At 61.3% G+C, this 18,129-nt stretch carries 16 protein-coding genes and 2 tRNA genes; 8 read left to right on the top strand and 10 right to left on the bottom strand.

The features are described from left to right. Positions 1-105: 105 nt before the first annotated feature. Genes BMZ40_RS17165 through BMZ40_RS17155 form a run of 3 tightly spaced genes read right to left on the bottom strand, consistent with a single transcriptional unit; the run spans position 106 to position 3,343 of the window. Entirely contained in the window at positions 106-1,140 is a 1,035-nt protein-coding gene (locus BMZ40_RS17165) for a glycosyltransferase family 9 protein (protein WP_092378795.1), read from the bottom strand. Beyond that, the gene (locus BMZ40_RS17160) at positions 1,137-2,246 is read right to left on the bottom strand and encodes a glycosyltransferase family 4 protein (protein WP_092378792.1); all 1,110 of its coding nucleotides are present in this window, start codon (positions 2,244-2,246) and stop codon (positions 1,137-1,139) included. The genes BMZ40_RS17165 and BMZ40_RS17160 overlap by 4 nt, the downstream gene beginning before the upstream one ends. After that, positions 2,243-3,343: a glycosyltransferase gene (locus BMZ40_RS17155; protein ID WP_092378789.1), complete on the bottom strand. Its 1,101-nt coding sequence runs from the start codon at positions 3,341-3,343 to the stop codon at positions 2,243-2,245. Before BMZ40_RS17155 ends, BMZ40_RS17160 begins: the two co-directional genes overlap by 4 nt. On the opposite strand from BMZ40_RS17155, the gene BMZ40_RS17150 reads away from it, so the two are divergent. Continuing rightward, positions 3,342-4,172, top strand: coding sequence for a glycosyltransferase family 2 protein (locus tag BMZ40_RS17150; RefSeq protein ID WP_092378786.1), 831 nt, complete (start codon positions 3,342-3,344; stop codon positions 4,170-4,172). The two genes, BMZ40_RS17155 and BMZ40_RS17150, sit on opposite strands and share 2 nt — an antisense overlap. A gap of 88 nt (positions 4,173-4,260) precedes the next feature. On the opposite strand, the gene BMZ40_RS17145 is transcribed toward BMZ40_RS17150, so the two are convergent. Genes BMZ40_RS17145 through BMZ40_RS17135 form a run of 3 tightly spaced genes read right to left on the bottom strand, consistent with a single transcriptional unit; the run spans position 4,261 to position 7,972 of the window. Next, on the bottom strand, positions 4,261-5,853 hold the full coding sequence (locus BMZ40_RS17145; protein ID WP_092378885.1) for a glucan biosynthesis protein D: 1,593 nt from the start codon (positions 5,851-5,853) through the stop codon (positions 4,261-4,263). A gap of 19 nt (positions 5,854-5,872) precedes the next feature. Then, complete coding sequence (locus BMZ40_RS17140) at positions 5,873-6,235, bottom strand: molybdenum cofactor biosynthesis protein MoaE (protein ID WP_092193491.1); 363 nt, start codon at positions 6,233-6,235, stop codon at positions 5,873-5,875. An 18-nt stretch (positions 6,236-6,253) separates the two neighbouring features. Further along, on the bottom strand, positions 6,254-7,972 hold the full coding sequence (locus BMZ40_RS17135; protein WP_092378784.1) for a YcaO-like family protein: 1,719 nt from the start codon (positions 7,970-7,972) through the stop codon (positions 6,254-6,256). A gap of 198 nt (positions 7,973-8,170) precedes the next feature. Between BMZ40_RS17135 and BMZ40_RS17130 the strand changes: the two genes are divergently transcribed. After that, positions 8,171-9,661, top strand: coding sequence for a helicase HerA-like domain-containing protein (locus BMZ40_RS17130; protein ID WP_092378781.1), 1,491 nt, complete (start codon positions 8,171-8,173; stop codon positions 9,659-9,661). Positions 9,662-9,780: 119 nt separating this feature from the next. Here the strand turns inward: BMZ40_RS17130 and BMZ40_RS17125 are convergent. Next, positions 9,781-9,855, bottom strand: a tRNA-Gly gene (locus BMZ40_RS17125). Between the two features lie 105 nt (positions 9,856-9,960). Beyond that, positions 9,961-10,035, bottom strand: a tRNA-Gly gene (locus tag BMZ40_RS17120). A gap of 442 nt (positions 10,036-10,477) precedes the next feature. On the opposite strand from BMZ40_RS17120, the gene dksA reads away from it, so the two are divergent. The 3 genes from dksA to moaA all read left to right on the top strand — a co-directional run bounded on the left by dksA (position 10,478) and on the right by moaA (position 13,463). After that, positions 10,478-10,840, top strand: coding sequence for an RNA polymerase-binding protein DksA (gene dksA, locus BMZ40_RS17115; RefSeq protein ID WP_092193488.1), 363 nt, complete (start codon positions 10,478-10,480; stop codon positions 10,838-10,840). A gap of 71 nt (positions 10,841-10,911) precedes the next feature. Then, entirely contained in the window at positions 10,912-12,408 is a 1,497-nt protein-coding gene (locus tag BMZ40_RS17110; protein ID WP_092378778.1) for an NFACT RNA binding domain-containing protein, read from the top strand. A 62-nt stretch (positions 12,409-12,470) separates the two neighbouring features. Continuing rightward, the gene (gene moaA / locus BMZ40_RS17105; RefSeq protein ID WP_092378776.1) at positions 12,471-13,463 is read left to right on the top strand and encodes a GTP 3',8-cyclase MoaA; all 993 of its coding nucleotides are present in this window, start codon (positions 12,471-12,473) and stop codon (positions 13,461-13,463) included. A gap of 172 nt (positions 13,464-13,635) precedes the next feature. Here moaA and BMZ40_RS17100 read toward each other — a convergent pair whose 3' ends face one another. After that, positions 13,636-13,917 carry a hypothetical protein gene (locus BMZ40_RS17100; RefSeq protein ID WP_143075684.1) on the bottom strand — a complete coding sequence of 94 codons (282 nt, stop codon included), beginning with the start codon at positions 13,915-13,917 and terminating at the stop codon, positions 13,636-13,638. A 259-nt stretch (positions 13,918-14,176) separates the two neighbouring features. Between BMZ40_RS17100 and BMZ40_RS17095 the strand changes: the two genes are divergently transcribed. Continuing rightward, the gene (locus tag BMZ40_RS17095) at positions 14,177-15,220 is read left to right on the top strand and encodes a PhoH family protein (RefSeq protein WP_092378773.1); all 1,044 of its coding nucleotides are present in this window, start codon (positions 14,177-14,179) and stop codon (positions 15,218-15,220) included. Beyond that, a complete protein-coding gene (gene ybeY / locus BMZ40_RS17090) occupies positions 15,220-15,663 on the top strand; it encodes an rRNA maturation RNase YbeY (protein ID WP_092378770.1) in 444 nt (147 codons plus the stop codon). The genes BMZ40_RS17095 and ybeY overlap by 1 nt, the downstream gene beginning before the upstream one ends. On the opposite strand, the gene BMZ40_RS17085 is transcribed toward ybeY, so the two are convergent. Beyond that, positions 15,638-17,305, bottom strand: a complete 1,668-nt coding sequence (locus BMZ40_RS17085) for a YcaO-like family protein (RefSeq protein ID WP_092378768.1) — start codon at positions 17,303-17,305, stop codon at positions 15,638-15,640. The two genes, ybeY and BMZ40_RS17085, sit on opposite strands and share 26 nt — an antisense overlap. A 75-nt stretch (positions 17,306-17,380) precedes the next feature. Here BMZ40_RS17085 and BMZ40_RS17080 point away from each other — a divergent pair, with 75 nt between their 5' ends. After that, positions 17,381-18,001 carry a hypothetical protein gene (locus tag BMZ40_RS17080; protein WP_092378766.1) on the top strand — a complete coding sequence of 207 codons (621 nt, stop codon included), beginning with the start codon at positions 17,381-17,383 and terminating at the stop codon, positions 17,999-18,001. Positions 18,002-18,129 lie beyond the last annotated feature (128 nt).

Raw genomic sequence — 18,129 nt, 5'->3', positions numbered from 1 at the left:
GGGGAACGGCGCGGTTGATCTATGAATCTTCGGAAGCTGATTTTAAGGCCAAACCTTGGGACATGGCAAGAATGAAGCGTATGCCTGTTTTCTGGGCGAAAATTATCAAGAACCGAGGGCGCCAAGGATGCGCCATGCGACCCGCTCCGGGGGCAGGTTTTCCAGGCAGGCGTGGTCCTTGCGGGCACAGGTGTTCTGATTGCAGGGGCGGCAGGGCAGGTCCTCGAAGATGTCCTCATGCTGCTCGGACGGGAAGCGCCAGCCGCCGCTGGTCGCGCCGAGGATGGTCAGCGTCGGGGTGCTTACGGCCACGGCGAAATGGCGCGGCCCGGAACAGTTGCCGACGTGCAGGCGCGCCAGGGATTGCACCGCCGCCATCTGACGCAGGCCGATGACCGTGTCCGGAAATACGCAGGCCTCGGGCGTGGGGCAGTGGTCCAGCACCTCGCGGGCCATGTCCGCCTCGCCCGGTCCGTAAAGGATGAGGAAGCGCAGGTCGGGCCGCGCGGCATGAACCTGGCCGATCATGGTCCCGTAATGACGGGACGGCCAGAGGCGGGTTGTGCGGCGATGGGTCGGGTCCAGGGTGATGTATTCCCCTGGAGTGAGACCGTGGGTGCTCAGATAATCCTTCGCCCAGGCGATTTCCGCTTCGGTCAGGAAAATTTCCGGGGCCTGTCCGCTCCAGGTGATGCCCAGCGGAGCGAGGATGCTGGCGCGGTAGCTGCCGGAATAGGCGGGCACGGGTTTGGCCCAGTGGGTGTAGAGCAGCCGGTTGTACCAAGGCGGCGGGTAGGACAGCCGGACCTTGGCGCGGCTCATGAGGGTCACGAAGCGGCAGCGCGGCAATTGCTGGAAATCCACGACCAGATCGTAATTCTCGCGGGTTATGCGGGCATAGAATTTGAGTTCGGCAAAAAAGTTTGGCAGCTCTTTTTTGTTTAGCGCCCATATCTTGCGCAGGTGCGGATTGTTTTCGAGCACCGGCGTGCATTTTTTTTCGGTGAAGACGTCGATGGTTGCGTCTGGATAACGCTCCTTCAGGAGCCTGATGGACGGGGTGGTCAGCAGTACGTCGCCGATCTGGCGCAGCTGGCAGACAAGAATGCGTCTGGGCTCGAAGGTGGCAAGATTGGTCATGAAAATTCCCGGATGAGATCGGCGTAGGGCTCAAGGCCGCTTCGCGGCGCGTAGTCGGTGCGCGCGGTGGAGCCGTTGTGGATCAGGGCCTTGATGCGTTGGGCCAGCCCCGAGGCGTCGGTGGGGTCGGCAAGGACCGCTTCGGGGCGCAGGAAAACGGAGCTTCCGTTGCAGGCCGTGGAGATGGTCGGCAGGCCGCAGGCCAGGGCTTCGAGCACGGCGTTGGCGCAGGCGTCATAGAAGGTGTTCAGCACGAAAATGTCCCCGGACTGATAAAGGGCGGGCATGTCGTCCACCCGGCCCAGAAAATGGACACGCTCCCGCACCCCAAGCGTCTCGGCCAGGGCGTTCAGGTCGCGGCTGCCGCGTCCGCCGGCCACGGCCAGGTGGAACGATGTCGGCAGCTGGGCCAGGGCCTTGATCAGGACATGGACGCCTTTCAAACGAAAATTGGTGCCCGCTGTGACGATCAGGTCCGTCTGTTCCGGGAGACCGAAACGTCGGCGTAGCTCCGGCCTGAGGGCCGGGTCACCGGGGGAAAAGCGGCCAAGATCCGGTTTGTTGTAGATGAGCCGGATGTTTTCGGGCGTAAGACCGCCATAGGCCTGCACGGTCAGATCGCGCACGAATTCGGAGTTGGCCACCAGCACGGGGGTGTGCCGCGCGCACAGCCCTTCGATGATCCGGCCGAGCTGTTTGCCTGGCGAGAGCTGCCTGGTGAGGGTCTTCAGGATGCGCTCCCGGCCCGGGGCATAGGCGCGGATGGAGTAGTTCCAGAAAAGTCTGGTCGGCCCGCCGGATAGGCGCGCGATGTCCTGAAAGACGGTGTTCCCGAGCCCCACGCTCACGTCGAATTTTCCCCTGCGACGTGCGACCTCGGCTGCCATTGCGAACCAGAGGACCTTGCCGAGCTTGCCCGGTATCGGACGGCCGACCCGGATCACCCGCACGCCGCTTGGCGCAGGGCCGTCCTGCTTGGCACAGATGAAAGTCACCTCGAATTCCGACGCGCATCGCGTGGCCAGATATTCGGCCAGCCGGTATCCGAATTGCTCGGCCCCGCCGTAGCGGCTCAGTTTCGGGAGCATGAGCGCGACGCGTTTCATGGTGCATCCTCGTAGACCGCCAGGGTCTGGGCCAGAAAGTCGCGGCCCGAAAGATCGGCCATGCGCCTGCCTTGCACTTCGCGCAGGGATTCGGCCAGACCGGGCTCCGTGGCCACGGAGCGGATGCCTTGCTGAAGGGCGTCCACGTCCCCGGCGGCAAAAAGAGCCCCAGGTTCCAGCAGATCGGGCATGACGCCGACATCGGTGCTGATCAGCGGCACGCCCGTGGCCATGATCTCAAGGGCCGCCCGGGCGATGGTCTCGGACCAGAGCGATGCGACCACGCCAAGATCGAGAGCGTTCAGGCAGGCGGCGATGTCGGGGCGTTTGCCGGTGATGGTGGTGATGGAGTCGATGCCGTGCTCCGTGATCCAGCCGCGCACCGTGGATTCCGGCGTGGCCGAGTCGAAGCCGAGCAAGAGGAGGCGGATGTTCTGCATCCCCTGTGCGTGCAGCCGGGATACGGCCTGGATCAGCTCGTGCTGGCCTTTGACCCGGTCGAAGCGGCCCAGGAGTCCGACCACGAAATTGCCGCCACCGTATCCAAGTTCGGCCCTGATGCGGGTGCGGGCGGCGGGGTCGGGGTGAAACGTGTCGGTGTCCACTCCTCCGAGAATCTGGTGCAGCTTGTTTTTTGGCACCTTAAAGACATCCCTGAAATGGCGGGTCATGGGCGAGTTGGTGGTGATGACCGCATCGCTGACGTCATTGTGCAGCCAGCGGTTGACGAGATTCGCCTTGGGCAGGCGCTGGTCGCCGCGCGTGCGGATCAGTTTGAACCCCCCCAGTTCCTTCTTGATGAGACCCCACAGCAGGTAGCTCTCGCCCCGGTGGCAGTTGACCACGTCGGGCCTGAACTCGCGCACCAGCCGCTTGAGTTTGCCATGCAGCGAGGCTATGCCCCAGGGCGTGGCCGTGTTCAGGTCCAGAAGCCGCATGGGCAGCCCCCATTCCTCTCCCTTGCGGGCGGACAGGGTGCCCGGCAGCCCCAGGACCAGGACCTCATGGCCGCTTTCGCGCAGGAGGCGGCTCAAGTACATTCCGTACCAGGCTGTGGCGTTGAACCACCGTACATTGACGACCTGGATGCTTCTCATGACATGTGTTTCCGTGATTATTCCCACCCACGACCGGGCGGATGTTCTGGGCCGGGCCGTTGCCTCCGTGCTGGGGCAGACCTGGACCGATTTTGAGCTTTTTGTCGTCGATGACGGCTCCTCCGACGCGACGGCTTCGGTGCTGGCCGAATTCGACGATCCCCGGCTTACGGGAATGCATCAGGAAAATAAAGGGGTCAGCGCGGCTCGCAACCTGGGCATAGCGGCCAGCGGCGGCAGATACGTCGCTCTTTTGGATTCCGACGATTACTGGATGCCGGACAAGCTCGAAAAGCAGATCCGCTTCATGGCCGAGAGCGGGTTCGCGATCTGCCAGACGGAAGAAATCTGGATCAGGAACGGGCAAAGGGTCAACCCCCGTTTCAAGCATGCCAAGCCTGCCGGATGGTTTCTGGAGCGTTCTCTTGAATTGTGCCTGATCAGTCCGTCCTGCGTCATGTTCACCCGCGAATTGTGGCGTGAGCTCGGGCCCTTCGACGAACGCCTGCCCGCCTGCGAGGACTATAGCCTGTGGCTGCGCGTGGGGGCGCGCCACCCAGTGGGGCTGGTGCCCGAGGCGCTGACGGTCAAGACAGGAGGGCACGCGGATCAGCTCTCGCGGCGTATCATCGGTCTTGATTTGTACCGCATCTACGCCATGATCGATCTGCTGCGGAGCATGGCGCTTGGCGGCGAGCAGCGGATCATGGTCGAGGCGGCGCTGCGGGAGAGGGTGCGGCTTTATGCTCAAGGCTGCATCAAGCACGGCAAGGATGAGGAAGCGGTGCGGGTGCGGGAGCTGACCGCAGAGGTCATGCGCGGCCTTTGACCAGACTGACGGACTGACCGTGAAAAAAGGGCTTCGGCGTGTGCCAAAGCCCTTTTTTCATGCTCATTTTTCGGTACAGGCCCGCAGGTCAGGGATTATAGAGCGTACGCTCCTGCATGGGCGGGGGCGTCATCTGGTAGACCCAGGTTTCGCTGATGCGTCGGCCGTCGGCTTCAAGGTGCAGGCGCAGGTTGATGGGATTCTGGCTTTCGTCGGGCGGGACCACGTCGAACATGCATCGAAACCCGTTTATGGCGTGCTGCGGACGGACCGAGGTCAGTTCGATGCGGCCGGCCGAAGTCTCAAGGACCGGCGTTATCTTCTTGTCCTTGGCGATCATGGCCAGATCGCCGCCGGTGAAGTCCACGGCGAAGCGTTTGCTGTAATAGACGCGTTTTTGGCCGACCACTCCGCCAAGTCCCGTGAAGGTGTCCACGACATGGGCCAGCTGGCCCGGCATGGGTGGCTGCGTGCCCCAGTGAAGGTTGTAGCTGAAGAGCAGCTCCTGTCCTGCCTCCACCGGTGCGGCGGGGTTCCAGAAGGCCACGATGTTGTCGAAGGTTTCATCGACATGGGAGATCTCGACCAGTTGTACCGAGCCCTCGCCCCAGTCTCCCACCGGTTCCACCCAGACGCTGGGGCGCTTGTCGTAGAACACCCCGTCGTCCTGGTAGTGATCGAAATTCTGATCGCGCTGGAACAGGCCAAAGCCGCGCGGGTTGCGATCCATGAAGGCGTTGAAGCGCAGGAATGGTGGGTTCTCGAGGGGGCGCCAGATCCATTCGCCGTTGCCGGTGTGGATGGCCAGCCCGTCGGAGTCGTGGATCTCCTGCCGCCAGTCGTAGCCCATGCGGCGGTCGTTCTCTCCGGTCAGGAACATGCTGGTCAGGGGTGCTACGCCAAGACGTTCGATGGTTTTGCGCGGATAGAGGGCGGCGTCCACTTTCATGCCGAGGGTCTGCCCGGGGCGGATGTCGAAACGGTAGGCGCCGGTGACGCTGGGTGAATCGAGCAGGGCATAGACGGTGGCGGTGTCGCTTCCCGGGCGGGGTTTTTCCAGCCAGAAGTGCGTGAAGAGCGGAAACTCCTCGTTTCTGGGCAAGGCCGTGTCCACGGCCAGGCCACGGGCGGACAGGCCGTACTGCATCTCGCCGCCCACGGCGCGAAAGTAGCTCGCACCCAGAAAGGCCACCAGATCGCGGTTCCAGTCGGTGTGAAATCGGAAGCGGAAACCGGCGAAACCGAGGTCTTTTGGCAGGTCCTTGCCCTTGATTCCGGATTTTCCGTACTTGAAGAGGTCCGGGGTGTAGTCGATCTCTTTGACCTTTCCATCTTGTAACTCATAGATGGTGATGGGGGTCTTGAAGTAAAGTCCGAGGTGAAAGAGCTCGGCGTGAAAAAGAGAGCTCTCGCCTTGCCACAGCGCATGCTCCGAATCAAAGGAGAGCTGCATGTAGTCGTCCCAGGTAAGGTTCTGCAGAACCTTGGGCAGTTCCCCTTCGTGGTTGACATGGGGCGTGGCGGCCAGGGCCCGGGCGCGGCCCTTGAGCCATGCGTAGTCGAAGGTTGTGCCGCCGGTGGGAATTGGCGCGTCCGTGGCCGCCGTGGCGGCCGTGGACGCGACAAGGAAGGCGCCAAGAATGATCGGAATGATCAACGCAAAAAGGGTTTGACGCTTCATGTTTTGGGGATTCTCCATTTTATTGGGCAAGTTCCTGCTTGCTCACGGCTTCGGACTTGATGCGGTCCAGAAGATCGCTCAGGGCCGGTTTGACGTTTTCGCGGATGTCACCGGCCACGATCAGAAAAAGCAGGTCGTCGCCGGGTACGTATTCACCGCTTCTGGCTTCGGCCACGACCCTGAAGATGCCGGGACGGGCTTCGAACTCGGCGCGGATGGCTTCGACCTTGTCCTGATCGACTTCGATCTTGACCCGGCCGACCTTGGATTTGTCCTTGCGCGACCAGGCGCGAACCACGCCATTGTGCACCAGGATCATGCCCACGTTTTCTCCGAATCCGGGTTCGGTCTTGAGCTCGGCGATTTTCTTGCTGATATCCATGTTTTTCTCCTTCGGGCGCTAAAGTTCGTTCAAATGGGTGCGGGCGAATTCCAGGTCTGGATCGAGAGCCAGCGCTTCGCTCAGGAGTTCCCGGGCCTTGTCCGCGTTGTTCATGAACTTATGACACAGACCCAGATTGGCCAGGTCCATGGCTGATCCGCTGTCGAGAGCGAGGGCCAGTTCGAAATTGGCCGCCGCTCCGGCGAATTCTTGCTGCTTGAAATAGGCCACCCCGCGCAGGTTGAAGTATTCCTTGACCTCGGGGCAGTACTCCACGGCGCGGTCCAGATGGGGGATCGTGCCGGCCCACTGCCCCTGCTGGGAAAGCGCGTAGGCCTGATAGAACGCGGCCAGGCCCCGGTCATCGGCTTCGGGTTGCAGGTGCTCGGCCCGGGCGAACCAGGACGCGGCCTGGTCGATCTCGCCCTGACGCAGGGCCACGAGGCCCCGAAAGAACGGCAGGTAATGGGCATCTGGTTGGATTTCTTCCAGCACGTCAAGCCCGGCTTGGGCCTGTTCGGGGTCCATGTCCTCGGCCAGCACGCGGCCTACGAAAAGACCCAGGGAGGCCATGGGCGTGCGCTCCCGGAACAAAAATCCGGGTACGAAGTTGTAGTTGGCGGGGATGCCGAGTTCTTTGACCGTGGTGTCCACGGAGAAAAAGGTGAAGCCCTGGTCCTTGAGCCGCGCACAGAAGTTTTCGAGTTCCGTTGCGATATCCGCGTTGGTGTTCGAAGGCAGGGAGTGGATGGAGACCATCGCGCCGGAAGTCAGCCACGCGCACTGGTCCGGGTGGGTGAACTTGGGCAGGCCAGAGGCTTCGTAATTGCTGCAGGTCTCGAAATCCCCGCCGAGCTGGGCGATTTCCGTCAGGGCGCGGATGGCCGCCTTTTCGGGAGATGAGGCCGTGCCCGCCGTGAAGACGATCTCGCTTTTGTGCGGGAAGGTGGCCGGGTCCATGACCAGGGCCGCCACCGTGGGCACGGGCAGGCCCAGGCTGAAATCCTTGAGAAAGACTTTGAGGCCGTTGGCGGAAAATTTATCGTGCAACTCGATCAGGACCGGGTCGGTGAAGGAGGCGGGATCGATGCTGGGCGTTTCCTGCCGGGTGCGGTCGATGACGGCGCAGACATGGCGTTCGACCAGTTCGCAACCGCCCTGCAGCATGGACTCCTCCAGGGTGTTTCCTGCGGATGAGCCATTGAATTCATTGAGTTTCTTGAACCAGTCCAGCGGGGCCATGAATTCCTGCTCGCCGCCGATGTCCGTGACCGGCGCGAAACGCCAGGGCAGAAGGTCCAGGATGCGCGCCGCATCGTCTTCGCAGACTCCGTCCGTCACGGACTGAAGCATGTAGGAGATGGGCAGAAGCCTGTCGCCGAAAGCTTCCCGTGCCTGCGACCAGGTCATGGACTGAAAGTTTCCGGGATTGTTCCAGTAGGAAAAATAGCTGAACCTCTCCGCCAGCTCCATCAGCGCCGAGGCTTCGGCCTGGGGGGCGGAAGCGCCTTTGCCCATCTGTTTGCGGGTGGGCATGATGCCCCGGGCGTCCTCGCCGCAGATGGACATGTAGACCGGGATGCCGAGGCGACCTGTGTCGATGCGCCGAGTCTGGGCCAGGATGCGCTTGCCCGAGTTTGCCAGGGCTTCCCGCGCCCGGGTGACGGTTTCTTCGGGTGTGCAGGTCTTATCCAGGTCCGTTACGTAGCCCTTGGGGCAGGGTTGTATCTTGATCATATTGGTCCGAATTGCGACGGGTTGGGGTTGCTTTCAAGGGTCATCGCGCGCGGAGCGGTGCCTGGGCGCGATGAACAACGTTTCGAGGGTTGTTGTGACGAGGCTTTTGGAGCAAGTCAATGGCCTTTGTTTTTGGCACCCGCTTTGATATGCGTGTGGGGAGTAATCACACGGCGGTACACTCTTCAAGGAGGGGCCATGAGCGCAAATGATTTTTTGCTTGGCGGGGCAGGCGGGCAGGGTTTTTATCAGCTTGGAGTCATGGGCAACCGTCACGGTCTGGTGACAGGGGCCACCGGCACGGGCAAGACCGTCACGCTGCAGGTGCTGGCGGAGAGCTATGCTCGGATGGGGGTTCCGGTCTTTGCGGCCGATATAAAGGGCGATCTTTCTGGCGTCGCGGTGGCGGGCACGTCTCATCCGAAGATCGACGAGCGCCTGGCCGCCATGCCCGCGCAAGGCTTTTCCTTTCAGGGCTGTCCCGTTGTTTTCTGGGATGTCTTTGGCAAAAGCGGTCATCCCCTGCGCAGCACCATCTCCGAGATGGGACCGCTGCTTCTTTCTTCTTTGCTGGGTGTGAACGAGACGCAAAGCGGAATTCTGTACGCCTGTTTTCGCATCGCCGACGAGCAGGGCCTTTTGCTTCTTGATTTAAAGGACCTGCGGGCCATGCTGGAATTCATGGCCAAAAACGCGGCGGATCTGCGTGGGACCTACGGCAACATCAGCGCCGCCAGCGTGGGCGCATTGCAGCGGCAGTTGCTGGTGCTGGAGGAGCAGGGCGGGGACATCTTTTTCGGCGAACCGGCGGTGAACCTTGGTGACCTCATGCATGTCGATTTTTCGGGCAACGGCGTCATCTCCATACTTGACGCCTCAAGTCTCATGTCCCGCTCGCCGAAGATCTACGCCACTTTTCTGCTCTGGCTTCTGGCCGAACTTTTCGAGCAGTTGCCGGAGGTCGGCAACCCGGACAAGCCCGTCATGGTCTTTTTTTTCGATGAGGCCCATCTGCTTTTCGACAATGCTCCAAAGGCCCTGGTGGACAAGATCGAGCAGGTCGTCCGCCTGATCCGATCCAAGGGCGTGGGCATTTATTTCATCACCCAGAGCCCGGCGGATGTCCCGGATCAGATCCTGGGGCAGCTTGGCCTCAAGATCCAGCACGCCCTGCGAGCCTATACGCCACGGGAACAAAAGGCAGTGCGGGCCGTGGCCGAGAGCTTTCGGGCCAATCCCGCCTTCGATACCGGCGAGGCCATTGTCAGTCTCGGCACTGGCGAGGCCCTTGTTTCCGCACTGGATGAAAAAGGCAGGCCACGCATGGTCGAGCGGATTCTTATCCGTCCGCCCCATTCGCGCATCGGCCCGCTGACGGAACAGGAACGGGCCACCATACTGTCCCGCTCTCCGCTGAAGGGGCGTTACGATGCGGCCGTGGACCGGGAATCGGCTTTCGAGCTTTTGCAGGTCAGGGCGCACGAGTCCATGGCCCGGGCGGAAGAGGTCAGACAGGCCGAGACACAGGCCAAAGCCAAAGGGGCGGACAGCGGCTGGTTTTCGGGATCGGGTCGCAGGCAGGGCGTGGCCGAGGCTCTGGTCAAGAGCACGGTACGGACCATCGGGACCCAGCTTGGTCGTGAGATACTGCGCGGAGTGTTGGGTTCGCTCTTTGGTGGAAAGCGCTGAGGGCGTCAGGATCGTCGCTTGCCCGGAGAGGTTGATGGAGCGGCAAAGTACGGAGCTTGCGAGGCATGATCTGCCGTGGCGAAAAAAAAAGACCGGATAAACCGGTCTTTTGATTTTTGTGGAGCGGGAAACGAGATTTGAACTCGCGACTTCAACCTTGGCAAGGTTGCACTCTACCACTGAGTTACTCCCGCATTCGAAGTGAGGCTGTCCTAATCAGAAGACCGTCATGAGGCAAGCATTTTTTGCGTGGCGGTCAGGCTGAAAGGAAAGGCCGGTCAGGTACGGGGCGGAAAATCTGGAGCGGGAAACGAGATTTGAACTCGCGACTTCAACCTTGGCAAGGTTGCACTCTACCACTGAGTTACTCCCGCTCAACGAGGAAACGTGTTTATAAAGGGCGGTGCTGGCTGTCAATTAAAAAAAGCAGTTTTTTTTCCTTTGCTCCGGACACGCCTGTAAAAATAATTGGGAATGCGTGCAGGTCTGGGGGGGAGAGCCGGAAATCAGGTTCAAACCGGCAGGGTGATGTGGTACGTGTCCGGTCGCGTCATGATTGGGAATTGGAGTCCGGGCGTTTTTCCGATGTCGCGGTACCTGATCCGTTCTGAAGACCCTCCGGAAAAATATTTTCAAGGAAGCACGGCTTTCGGGTCTCGATAATCTTTCGATTTCATGCAATAAATGGGAGTCAACAGCAACGGGTCATGTGAAAGTGCCTTGGGGAGGCTTGCTGGCGGTCAAGGGCTTTACTTTTTGCTTTTCAGTGAATAGAAACACTCTCCCTAAGTTAACAGGCGTGCAGGAGGAATTATCATGGAAGCCAAAGACCTTGAGTTCTTCAAAGAATATTTGACTCAGATGATTGACGATATCCAGCGGCAGGGTGAGGCGACCATCGAAGAAATGTCGGACAACGTGGAATACTATTCCGATCCTGCCGACAGAGCTTCAGCCGAGTCCGACCGGACGTTCACTCTGCGTTTACGTGACCGGGACCGCAAGCTGATCAAGAAAATCAACGAAGCCCTGGATCGTATCGAAGACGGCACTTTCGGCGTTTGCGAGGATTGCGACGAGGAAATCGGAATTCCCCGCTTAAAAGCCCGTCCGATGACCACCTTGTGCATCGAATGCAAGAGCCGCAGGGAAGAGGAAGAGCGTTTGCGCGGTGACTAGGGCTGCGACAGGCTCAATGTTCATTGAAGCGCGTGCCGTTTGCGGGACGCGCTTTTTTTTAGGGTGAATTCATGGATGCCAGTGTTTTTTGTTTTGTGGCCAGGGAATTGGCCGAGCGCATCGTCGGCATGCGTGTAGAGAAGGTTTTTGCGCCTCTGCCCGAAACCTGGACCCTGGATCTTGGCCGGGCCGGGTATCTTGTGCTGTGCACGGCCAAGCCCACTCCGTTTCTCTACCTGAGTCCTCACAAGCCCGAAAATCCCCATAATCCTTCAGGGCGCGCCATGTGGCTGCGCAAACGCCTCAAAGGACGTCGCGTCCTGGGGCTCGTTTCGGACTGGCCGCTTCGGCGGTTGGCCCTTGAGCTGTCACCGGGCGAAGGCAAATGGCTCATCCTCGATCTGACCGCGAATCCGCTGCTGACGGACGCGTTGCCGCCCGGATTCGGGAGCGAGCCGGTCTGGCCGGAGCTTGAGCGAATCAAAAGCGAGGAAGGGCTGTGGAGGGAACTTCCCCACCTGACCCCGCCCTTGCGCCATCATCTGCGTTCGGTTCCCCTGGCCGAGGCCGAATCGTTGCTGATGAATCTGAAGGCTGGCGCAGTATCCACTTTTTATCACGGCCTTGATCATCAGGGACGCCCCCAGGTACGGCTCTGGCCCTTGCGAGACGGAGGGGCCTGCGGCAGCGCCCTGGAGGCCGCGCAGATGGCCCACGGCCAGACGCTGGCAGGGCTGGAGCGGGTTCATGCCGGTGCCGACAGCGCCGTGGCCCGCAACATTCGCCGCATCCGGCGCGCCCTTGAGCGGGTGCAGGATGATCAAAAGCGCTTGCAGGGCATGGTCGAAAAGCGTCGCGAAGGCCTGCTGCTACAGGCTCATCTGCACAGTCTGGACCGGAATGTCCGCCTGGCCGTGCTGCGCCTTGAGGATGAAGAGGGCGAAGAGGTGGAGGTGCGCTTTGATCCGGGCTTGACGGTGCGGGAAAACATGGAGCGCTTTTTCATGCGCGCCGCCAAGGGCGAACGGGGGCTCGGCATTGTCGCTGCCCGCGCCCTGGCCCTCCAGCGGGAGCTGGATGCTGCCCGTCAGGGCATGCCGCCGGCCGAATCCGAGCCGGAGCGCGGCGCAAAAGCTCCCGCGCCTGTCGTGCTTCCCGCCAAGTACCGCAAGATCAAGGTCCAGGCCTACCGCTCCTCCGACGGCTTCCTCATTGTGCGCGGCCGCAGCGCCCAGGCCAATCACCAGCTTCTGACCCAGGCCGCCAGTCCTTTTGATTACTGGCTGCACGCCCAGGACGGCCCCGGGGCGCACGTCATCGTCAAGCGCGACTTTCCGGCCCAGGAAGTGCCCGAGCGGACCATCCAGGAAGCGGCGGCCCTGGCGGCCCTGGTCAGTCATCTGAAAATGGCCGATCGGGGCGAGGTGCTCCTGTGCCTGGTCAAGGATGTGCGGCCCATAAAAGGCGCGGCCCTTGGCATGGTCGGGGTGGACAAGGTTTTGCGCACGGTCCGTCCGGCCATTGATCCCGCCCTGGAAGAAAACCTTCGCCTCGAAGGGCAACGCTGACTTTACATAATGCCTTGCCGGACATACTACTGACGGCCACACCATTTGCGCGAGGTATACCCATGTTGATCGATTCCCACGGCAGAAAAGTCAGTTACCTGAGACTCAGCATCACGGACCGTTGCAATCTGCGTTGTCTGTATTGCAGGCCCCAGGATGAATGGACTTTCATACCGCATGAACAGATTCTGTCTTTCGAGGAGATGGCCGAACTGGTGGACGTGGCCAGACAGGCCGGAGTGGAGAAGGTCCGGCTGACCGGAGGTGAACCCTTCGCCCGCAAGGATTTCATTCCTTTCGTTGGGCGTCTGCATGTCAAGTATCCCGACCTGGATCTGCGCATCACTACCAACGGGACCCTGCTCGCGGATCGCGTGGACGAATTGCGCGAGGCGGGCATCTCCTGCCTGAATATTTCTCTTGATACCCTGCAGCGCAAAAAATTCGAGGAAATCACCAAGATCGACGCCTACGATCAGGTCCGGGCGGGCATCGACGCCTGTCTGAAGGGTGGTCTGCGGGTCAAGGTCAATGTGGTCGCCTTGAAGGGGATCAACGATGACGAGCTGCCCGGGTTCGTGGATTTCGCCCGTGACAACGGAGTGGACGTGCGCTTTATCGAGTTCATGCCCATCGGTTATCAGTCGCGCTGGAGCCGCGACAATTACTGGCCCGCCGAGGAAATCATCTCCAAGGTGGAGAAGCTGGTGCCGCTTGAGGAGGTGCTCGTAGCATCCCGCAACAGCGGCCCTGCGCGGATGTACGGTATTTCCGGCGGGTCCGGGCGAATCGGGGTCATTTCGGCGGTCAGCAATCATTTCTGCGAGAGCTGCAACCGTTTTCGGGTCACCTCCGACGGCAAGCTGCGCACCTGCCTTTTTTCAGACCGGGAATATGACGTGCGTTCCATCCTGCGCGATCCGGGGCACACCATGCAGGACATGCTTGACCTCTTTGCCCGAGCCAACGCGGAAAAGCCGATGGGCTACCGTCTGCTGCAGGAGCGCGAGCACAATCAGGTCTGCGACAGGACCATGACGGCCATTGGCGGCTAGCAGGCTGCCAAAAAAAAACGGCAATCTGCCTCGCTACCACGAAAAATCCAGGCCCTCACGTATGCAGCGCTACCCATGCGGGCGCACGTACGCTTCGGGTCTGGATTTTTTGATCCGCGCATCTCTCCGGTTTTTTCAGCAGCCTGGCCGTTTGAAACCTTTAAATGGACGGCTAGGATTTTTTTCTGTGGACCAGGTCGTCCACGGCTTCGGGAGTGGACGGTATGGAAAGTGTGGGTTTGCCCTCTTCCAGGACGCGGTCGATATCCAGGGTCTCGATGACAATGTCGGACCCGAAGGCGTCTTCCTGCAGGGCAAGGTAGGCGGTCTTGGAAAAGGCCCGGGATTTGGCCCACCAGGAGCTGCCCTTTTGCTCCCAGAAGCGTTGCCCGGATCGGTAGGCATACATGCCCGAACAGGCCAAGAATGCGAGATTGGTCTTGATTGCGGTCACGAAAGCTTTCCTCACCATGCTTTTTGCTTCCTGAAAAGCAAGTTGCGTTTCCTGCCTGACGGCCGGCAGTTGGCTGGTTTCTTCTCTATTCTTTGTACTCATATTTTTATGGCCGCAGACGGGCCTGGAGCTGATGCTTGGTGTTGCTGGAAATCCTACATGTTCAAGTGTCAGCTTCTACGGGACTCCAGAGAGATTTGCAAATGGAGCCGCAGGCGGGTACGGATTTTTGAACAATTCACCCAGAGTATGGAATCATATGGAAATTCAGGAAATATCCTTTGAAAACGCGGACTTTGCCCGCGAAGTCTTTGGCCCCGGCAATGCCTATCTGGACACCGTGGCCACAATGACGGGCGTGCGCGTCGAGAGTCGGGGCAACGCGCTCTCGATCTTTGGCGAAGATCCGCTCATGGTCGGTCTGGTCTGCCGGTATTTCGCCCAGATTTATGATCTGGTGCGCGGCGGACACCAGCTTTTCGAGCGCGACATAGAGCAGAGTCTGCGCATCATGCTGCGCGATCCGTCCACCCCGCTCAAGAGCTATTACCAGGAAGCGCTTTTCGCGGTTTCATCCCGCAAGACCGTCTGCCCCAAGACCGTGACCCAGCGCGAGTACCTGCACGCCCTGCGCGAGCTGGATCTGACCCTTGGCATAGGCCCGGCCGGGACGGGCAAGACCTATCTGGCCGTGGCCGTGGGCGTGTCCCTGTTTCTGCAGAAAAAGGTCAAGCGCCTGATCCTGACCCGACCGGCCGTGGAGGCGGGCGAAAAGCTCGGATTCCTGCCCGGCGATCTGGTGGAGAAGATAAATCCGTATCTGCGACCGCTCTATGACGCGCTGCACGACATGCTCGATTACGCCAAGGTGCAGGAAATGATCGGCACCGGAGCCATCGAGATCGCGCCCCTGGCCTTCATGCGCGGGCGCACCCTGAACAACGCCTTCGTCATCCTCGACGAGGCCCAGAATACCTCCCCCGAGCAGATGAAGATGTTTCTGACCCGCCTTGGCTACGGATCGCGGGCCGTGGTCACCGGCGACATCACCCAGATCGACCTGCCCGGTCATATCGGATCGGGCCTGGTGCAGGCCATGGATGTGCTGAAGGATGTGCAGGGCATCGCCATGGTTCATTTCACCGAGGCGGACGTCATCCGCCATCCGCTGGTGGGACGGATTGTCCGCGCCTATGACCGGCATCGGCAGATCACGCAGGCCTCGCAGACACGCGATGGCGATACGTCCGGACAGGTCGGGCGCGGCAAGGGCCGCCGGGCCACGCCGGTGCGGGAGGGCTGATGCTGCATCTGGATCAGGCCGTGCCGGTTGATCCCCGCTTTCCCCTGTCGGGGCCGGAGCTCATGGAGATTTTCGAGGGATTGGCCGCGACTTTTGGACTCGACGAATGGCAGGTCTCCCTGCGCATTGTCGATGACCTGGAAATGGCCGAACTGAACGAGCGGTTCATGGGCTGCCTGGGGCCGACCAACGTGCTCAGCTTCCCCGGCGGCGAGGATGACTGGCTGGGGGATCTGGTGCTTTCCGCCGAGACCCTGGCCCGGGAATCCTGGCTCTACAATCAGGACACCCACGAATATACCGTGCGCTTGCTGGCTCACGGCCTGCTGCATCTCATGGGCCACGACCACGGTCAGGAAATGGACGCGCTGACGGAGTTGGCCGTGGCCTCGGTCCGGCTCGATGCGGATGAATCCTTCAGGCGCCTCTTCCCTTCAGTCTGAGCACATCCCTCCACAGCCTTGGGCTTATGCGTGTGAAGCGGTCGAAATCCGAGACGATCTCAAGACCCGGCACGATGGCGCGAAAGACCGGCAGGCGCAGCTCCCGCTTGGTTAGATCGGCATAGAGCGGCGAATGGCCCCGGGCTTCCAGGATCGCTTCGAGCAGGGCCAGGTCGCCCGCTGCCGAACCCGTCGAATGATCCGGCAGATCTTCGAGCATGCGCACGGGCAGGCCGTCCGGCCCCTGTGCCGAGGCCTCCTTGCCGGGAAAGGGGAACGGGGTCTCGGTCAGGGCCGAGAGCGCCGCACGCATGCCCGACAGGGATGCCCCCGTGGCCTTGACCAGTCCTCCTTCCCGCAGCTGCACAAAACATTTGTAGCAGGGCACGCCAAGATCCGTGGTCAGATCCTGAAAAACGGGATCAATGCCCTGCGCGCGGTACTGCGCAAGCAATCGGTTTATCTCCTCATCCCCGCTTTGCACCCGGAAACACCGCGCCGGGTCGAACACGCTGACCGCCTCGGCATCGCGCTCCACGACTTCAAGCAACCCGCTGACCTTGGCCTCTTCCGGAGTGTTGCCCGAGGCCAGGCCCGTGGAGCCCAGTCCGCTGAAGAGGCGGATCTCATCCAGATTGGTGAACAGATATACGGACTGGACCGGAACGAGTCGGGCCTGTCCGTTTTTGTCGTGGGCGGTCATCCAGTGCAGGGGTTGGCCCGCGTAGGACACTTCAAGACGCATGCTGTTCGGGTCCAGCGCCATGTCGCCAAGCTCGCGGCAGGTCGCCACGCGAATTTCGCCTTCATCGCCGCTGCCCGAGATGCGCAGGCCCCGGATGTCGGCGAAGGAGCTGTAGCGTTCCACGATCTCCATGGCCAGGGAGGCCTGCGCGTCTTCAAGGCAAAGCCCCCGGCCGTAGCTGGTCATGAGTCCGTCCAGGCGGTGGTTGAAGCGGCCGCTGCTTGTCACGCGGTCCAGTTTCCAGCGGCGCAGCAGCCCCCATGGGGACAGGGATGCGTGGTGGCGCATCTCCGGCCCGTCGAGGATGCCCAGTCCGTAGAGCCGCTCCATGGCCAGCGCGTATGTCTGCCGGGCCGGGCGTCTGGGACAGGGGGGCAGGGGATCAAGGGCGGACTTGAGCATGGCCGGGTCGGCCGCGTCGGAATCCGGGGCCGCCGTGAGCGGCAGGGCGCCCATATCGCCTGGCAGGGGCTGGTGCTCGAAAATGTTCGCGGCCAGCAGCAGGCTTGCGCGGGCATGGAGATCATGGTCCGGCAGGGATACGCTCCTTAGAAATATCTGGGGAGTCAGCTCCGCCGCTGCCTCTGCCTGGACGCGTAGCCGCGCCCACAGTTCCGAGTGAGCCGGAGTCAGCAGCGCGGTTTCCAGAACGAGGCTTTGGACGACGGGATCGGCGTCCGCGTGCAGGGCGTCCAGGCTGTGCGCGTCGAGGGCGGCCAGGAGCGGGCGGACGTGGGCGCGCATGAACTCGTCGTTGGGCGTGCGGCGGACATGCTCCAGGCACTCTTCCAGAGTCAGGGATTCGGCGGGGGCGGGGCTGAAGTAGGCCACGCCAAGCAGGCTCTCCTGGTGGGTCAGGCGATAGCGCAAGGGGGTGGATTCGCGGGGGGTGGTCACGGTGTTCTCCTGCAGCGGTTTATGTAGCGCTTGGTATCTATCTTGCTTGAAAACGCCTGCCAAGGAGATGCTGTCATGAAATTTTGCATGTTGTTCGTGCTCTTGTGTTGCGGGTGCGCGTATTCACCGGTCGATGTGAGTTTGAGCGAAATCCGCTACCACGACGACGCCCCGGTTGTATTGAGCGAGCTGGTCGAGGCGGTGACGCCACGGTCCCTTCCCGAAACGGGCCTGCGGGCCCTCATTCTGCCTTTTGCCCTGCGTCAGGACATTGCCGTGCGCAAGGACGTGGGCAGGGAGATGGCGGACATCTTCCGGCTCGCGTGGCTTGCGCGCGGGGTCTTTGAGGTCATGGAATACGATTCTTCCAGGCCATGGCCGGGTATTGATGAGGCCATGGCGCAGGCCAGGGCCAAGGGCGCCAATATTTTGGTCAGCGGCAACGTGTCCCAGTTTTTCGAGGGCTCGCGCACGGGACGGACCTCCATCGGTGCGACGGTTGAAATTCACTGGGTGCCGGACGGCGGGCTGATCTGGTCTGCGGCTCAGGCCGCCACCATGGAGAGCACGCCGGACAAGGACTTCGCCCTGTTCCGAAGCTCGCGTCGCCTGCCCGAAGACCCGACCTATGCGGTCATGCGCACCTTGTCCCGGAGTATGGCTGCGGGGTTTGCACGCCACGCCGCGCAAGAATAAGCCCATCCTCCCGCCCGTTACGAAAGCCAGTGTCCTCGCGCTGGCTTTTTTGCTTTATTCCGGGTTGTTACCATGCTCTTTACAAACCGGGGAGAAGGTCTGTAGAAATCATCTTTTTTGCGAACATG

The organism is Desulfomicrobium apsheronum (assembly GCF_900114115.1).
GTDB lineage: Bacteria > Desulfobacterota > Desulfovibrionia > Desulfovibrionales > Desulfomicrobiaceae > Desulfomicrobium > Desulfomicrobium apsheronum.
Note: the sequence above shows the minus strand (reverse complement) of the source record. Positions and strands in the feature narration are given on the sequence as shown.

What these genes read in the sequence shown, in the direction of transcription:
- BMZ40_RS17130 (WP_092378781.1), top strand. Translation starts at nt 8,171, where the DNA reads ATGAGCGCAAATGATTTTTTGCTTGGCGGGGCAGGCGGGCAGGGTTTT.
- BMZ40_RS17155 (WP_092378789.1), bottom strand. Translation starts at nt 3,343, where the DNA reads ATGAGAAGCATCCAGGTCGTCAATGTACGGTGGTTCAACGCCACAGCC.
- BMZ40_RS17095 (WP_092378773.1), top strand. Translation starts at nt 14,177, where the DNA reads ATGGAAATTCAGGAAATATCCTTTGAAAACGCGGACTTTGCCCGCGAA.
- BMZ40_RS17080 (WP_092378766.1), top strand. Translation starts at nt 17,381, where the DNA reads ATGAAATTTTGCATGTTGTTCGTGCTCTTGTGTTGCGGGTGCGCGTAT.
- ybeY (WP_092378770.1), top strand. Translation starts at nt 15,220, where the DNA reads ATGCTGCATCTGGATCAGGCCGTGCCGGTTGATCCCCGCTTTCCCCTG.
- dksA (WP_092193488.1), top strand. Translation starts at nt 10,478, where the DNA reads ATGGAAGCCAAAGACCTTGAGTTCTTCAAAGAATATTTGACTCAGATG.
- BMZ40_RS17135 (WP_092378784.1), bottom strand. Translation starts at nt 7,972, where the DNA reads ATGATCAAGATACAACCCTGCCCCAAGGGCTACGTAACGGACCTGGAT.
- moaA (WP_092378776.1), top strand. Translation starts at nt 12,471, where the DNA reads ATGTTGATCGATTCCCACGGCAGAAAAGTCAGTTACCTGAGACTCAGC.
- BMZ40_RS17140 (WP_092193491.1), bottom strand. Translation starts at nt 6,235, where the DNA reads ATGGATATCAGCAAGAAAATCGCCGAGCTCAAGACCGAACCCGGATTC.
- BMZ40_RS17150 (WP_092378786.1), top strand. Translation starts at nt 3,342, where the DNA reads ATGACATGTGTTTCCGTGATTATTCCCACCCACGACCGGGCGGATGTT.
- BMZ40_RS17165 (WP_092378795.1), bottom strand. Translation starts at nt 1,140, where the DNA reads ATGACCAATCTTGCCACCTTCGAGCCCAGACGCATTCTTGTCTGCCAG.
- BMZ40_RS17145 (WP_092378885.1), bottom strand. Translation starts at nt 5,853, where the DNA reads ATGAAGCGTCAAACCCTTTTTGCGTTGATCATTCCGATCATTCTTGGC.
- BMZ40_RS17160 (WP_092378792.1), bottom strand. Translation starts at nt 2,246, where the DNA reads ATGAAACGCGTCGCGCTCATGCTCCCGAAACTGAGCCGCTACGGCGGG.
- BMZ40_RS17110 (WP_092378778.1), top strand. Translation starts at nt 10,912, where the DNA reads ATGGATGCCAGTGTTTTTTGTTTTGTGGCCAGGGAATTGGCCGAGCGC.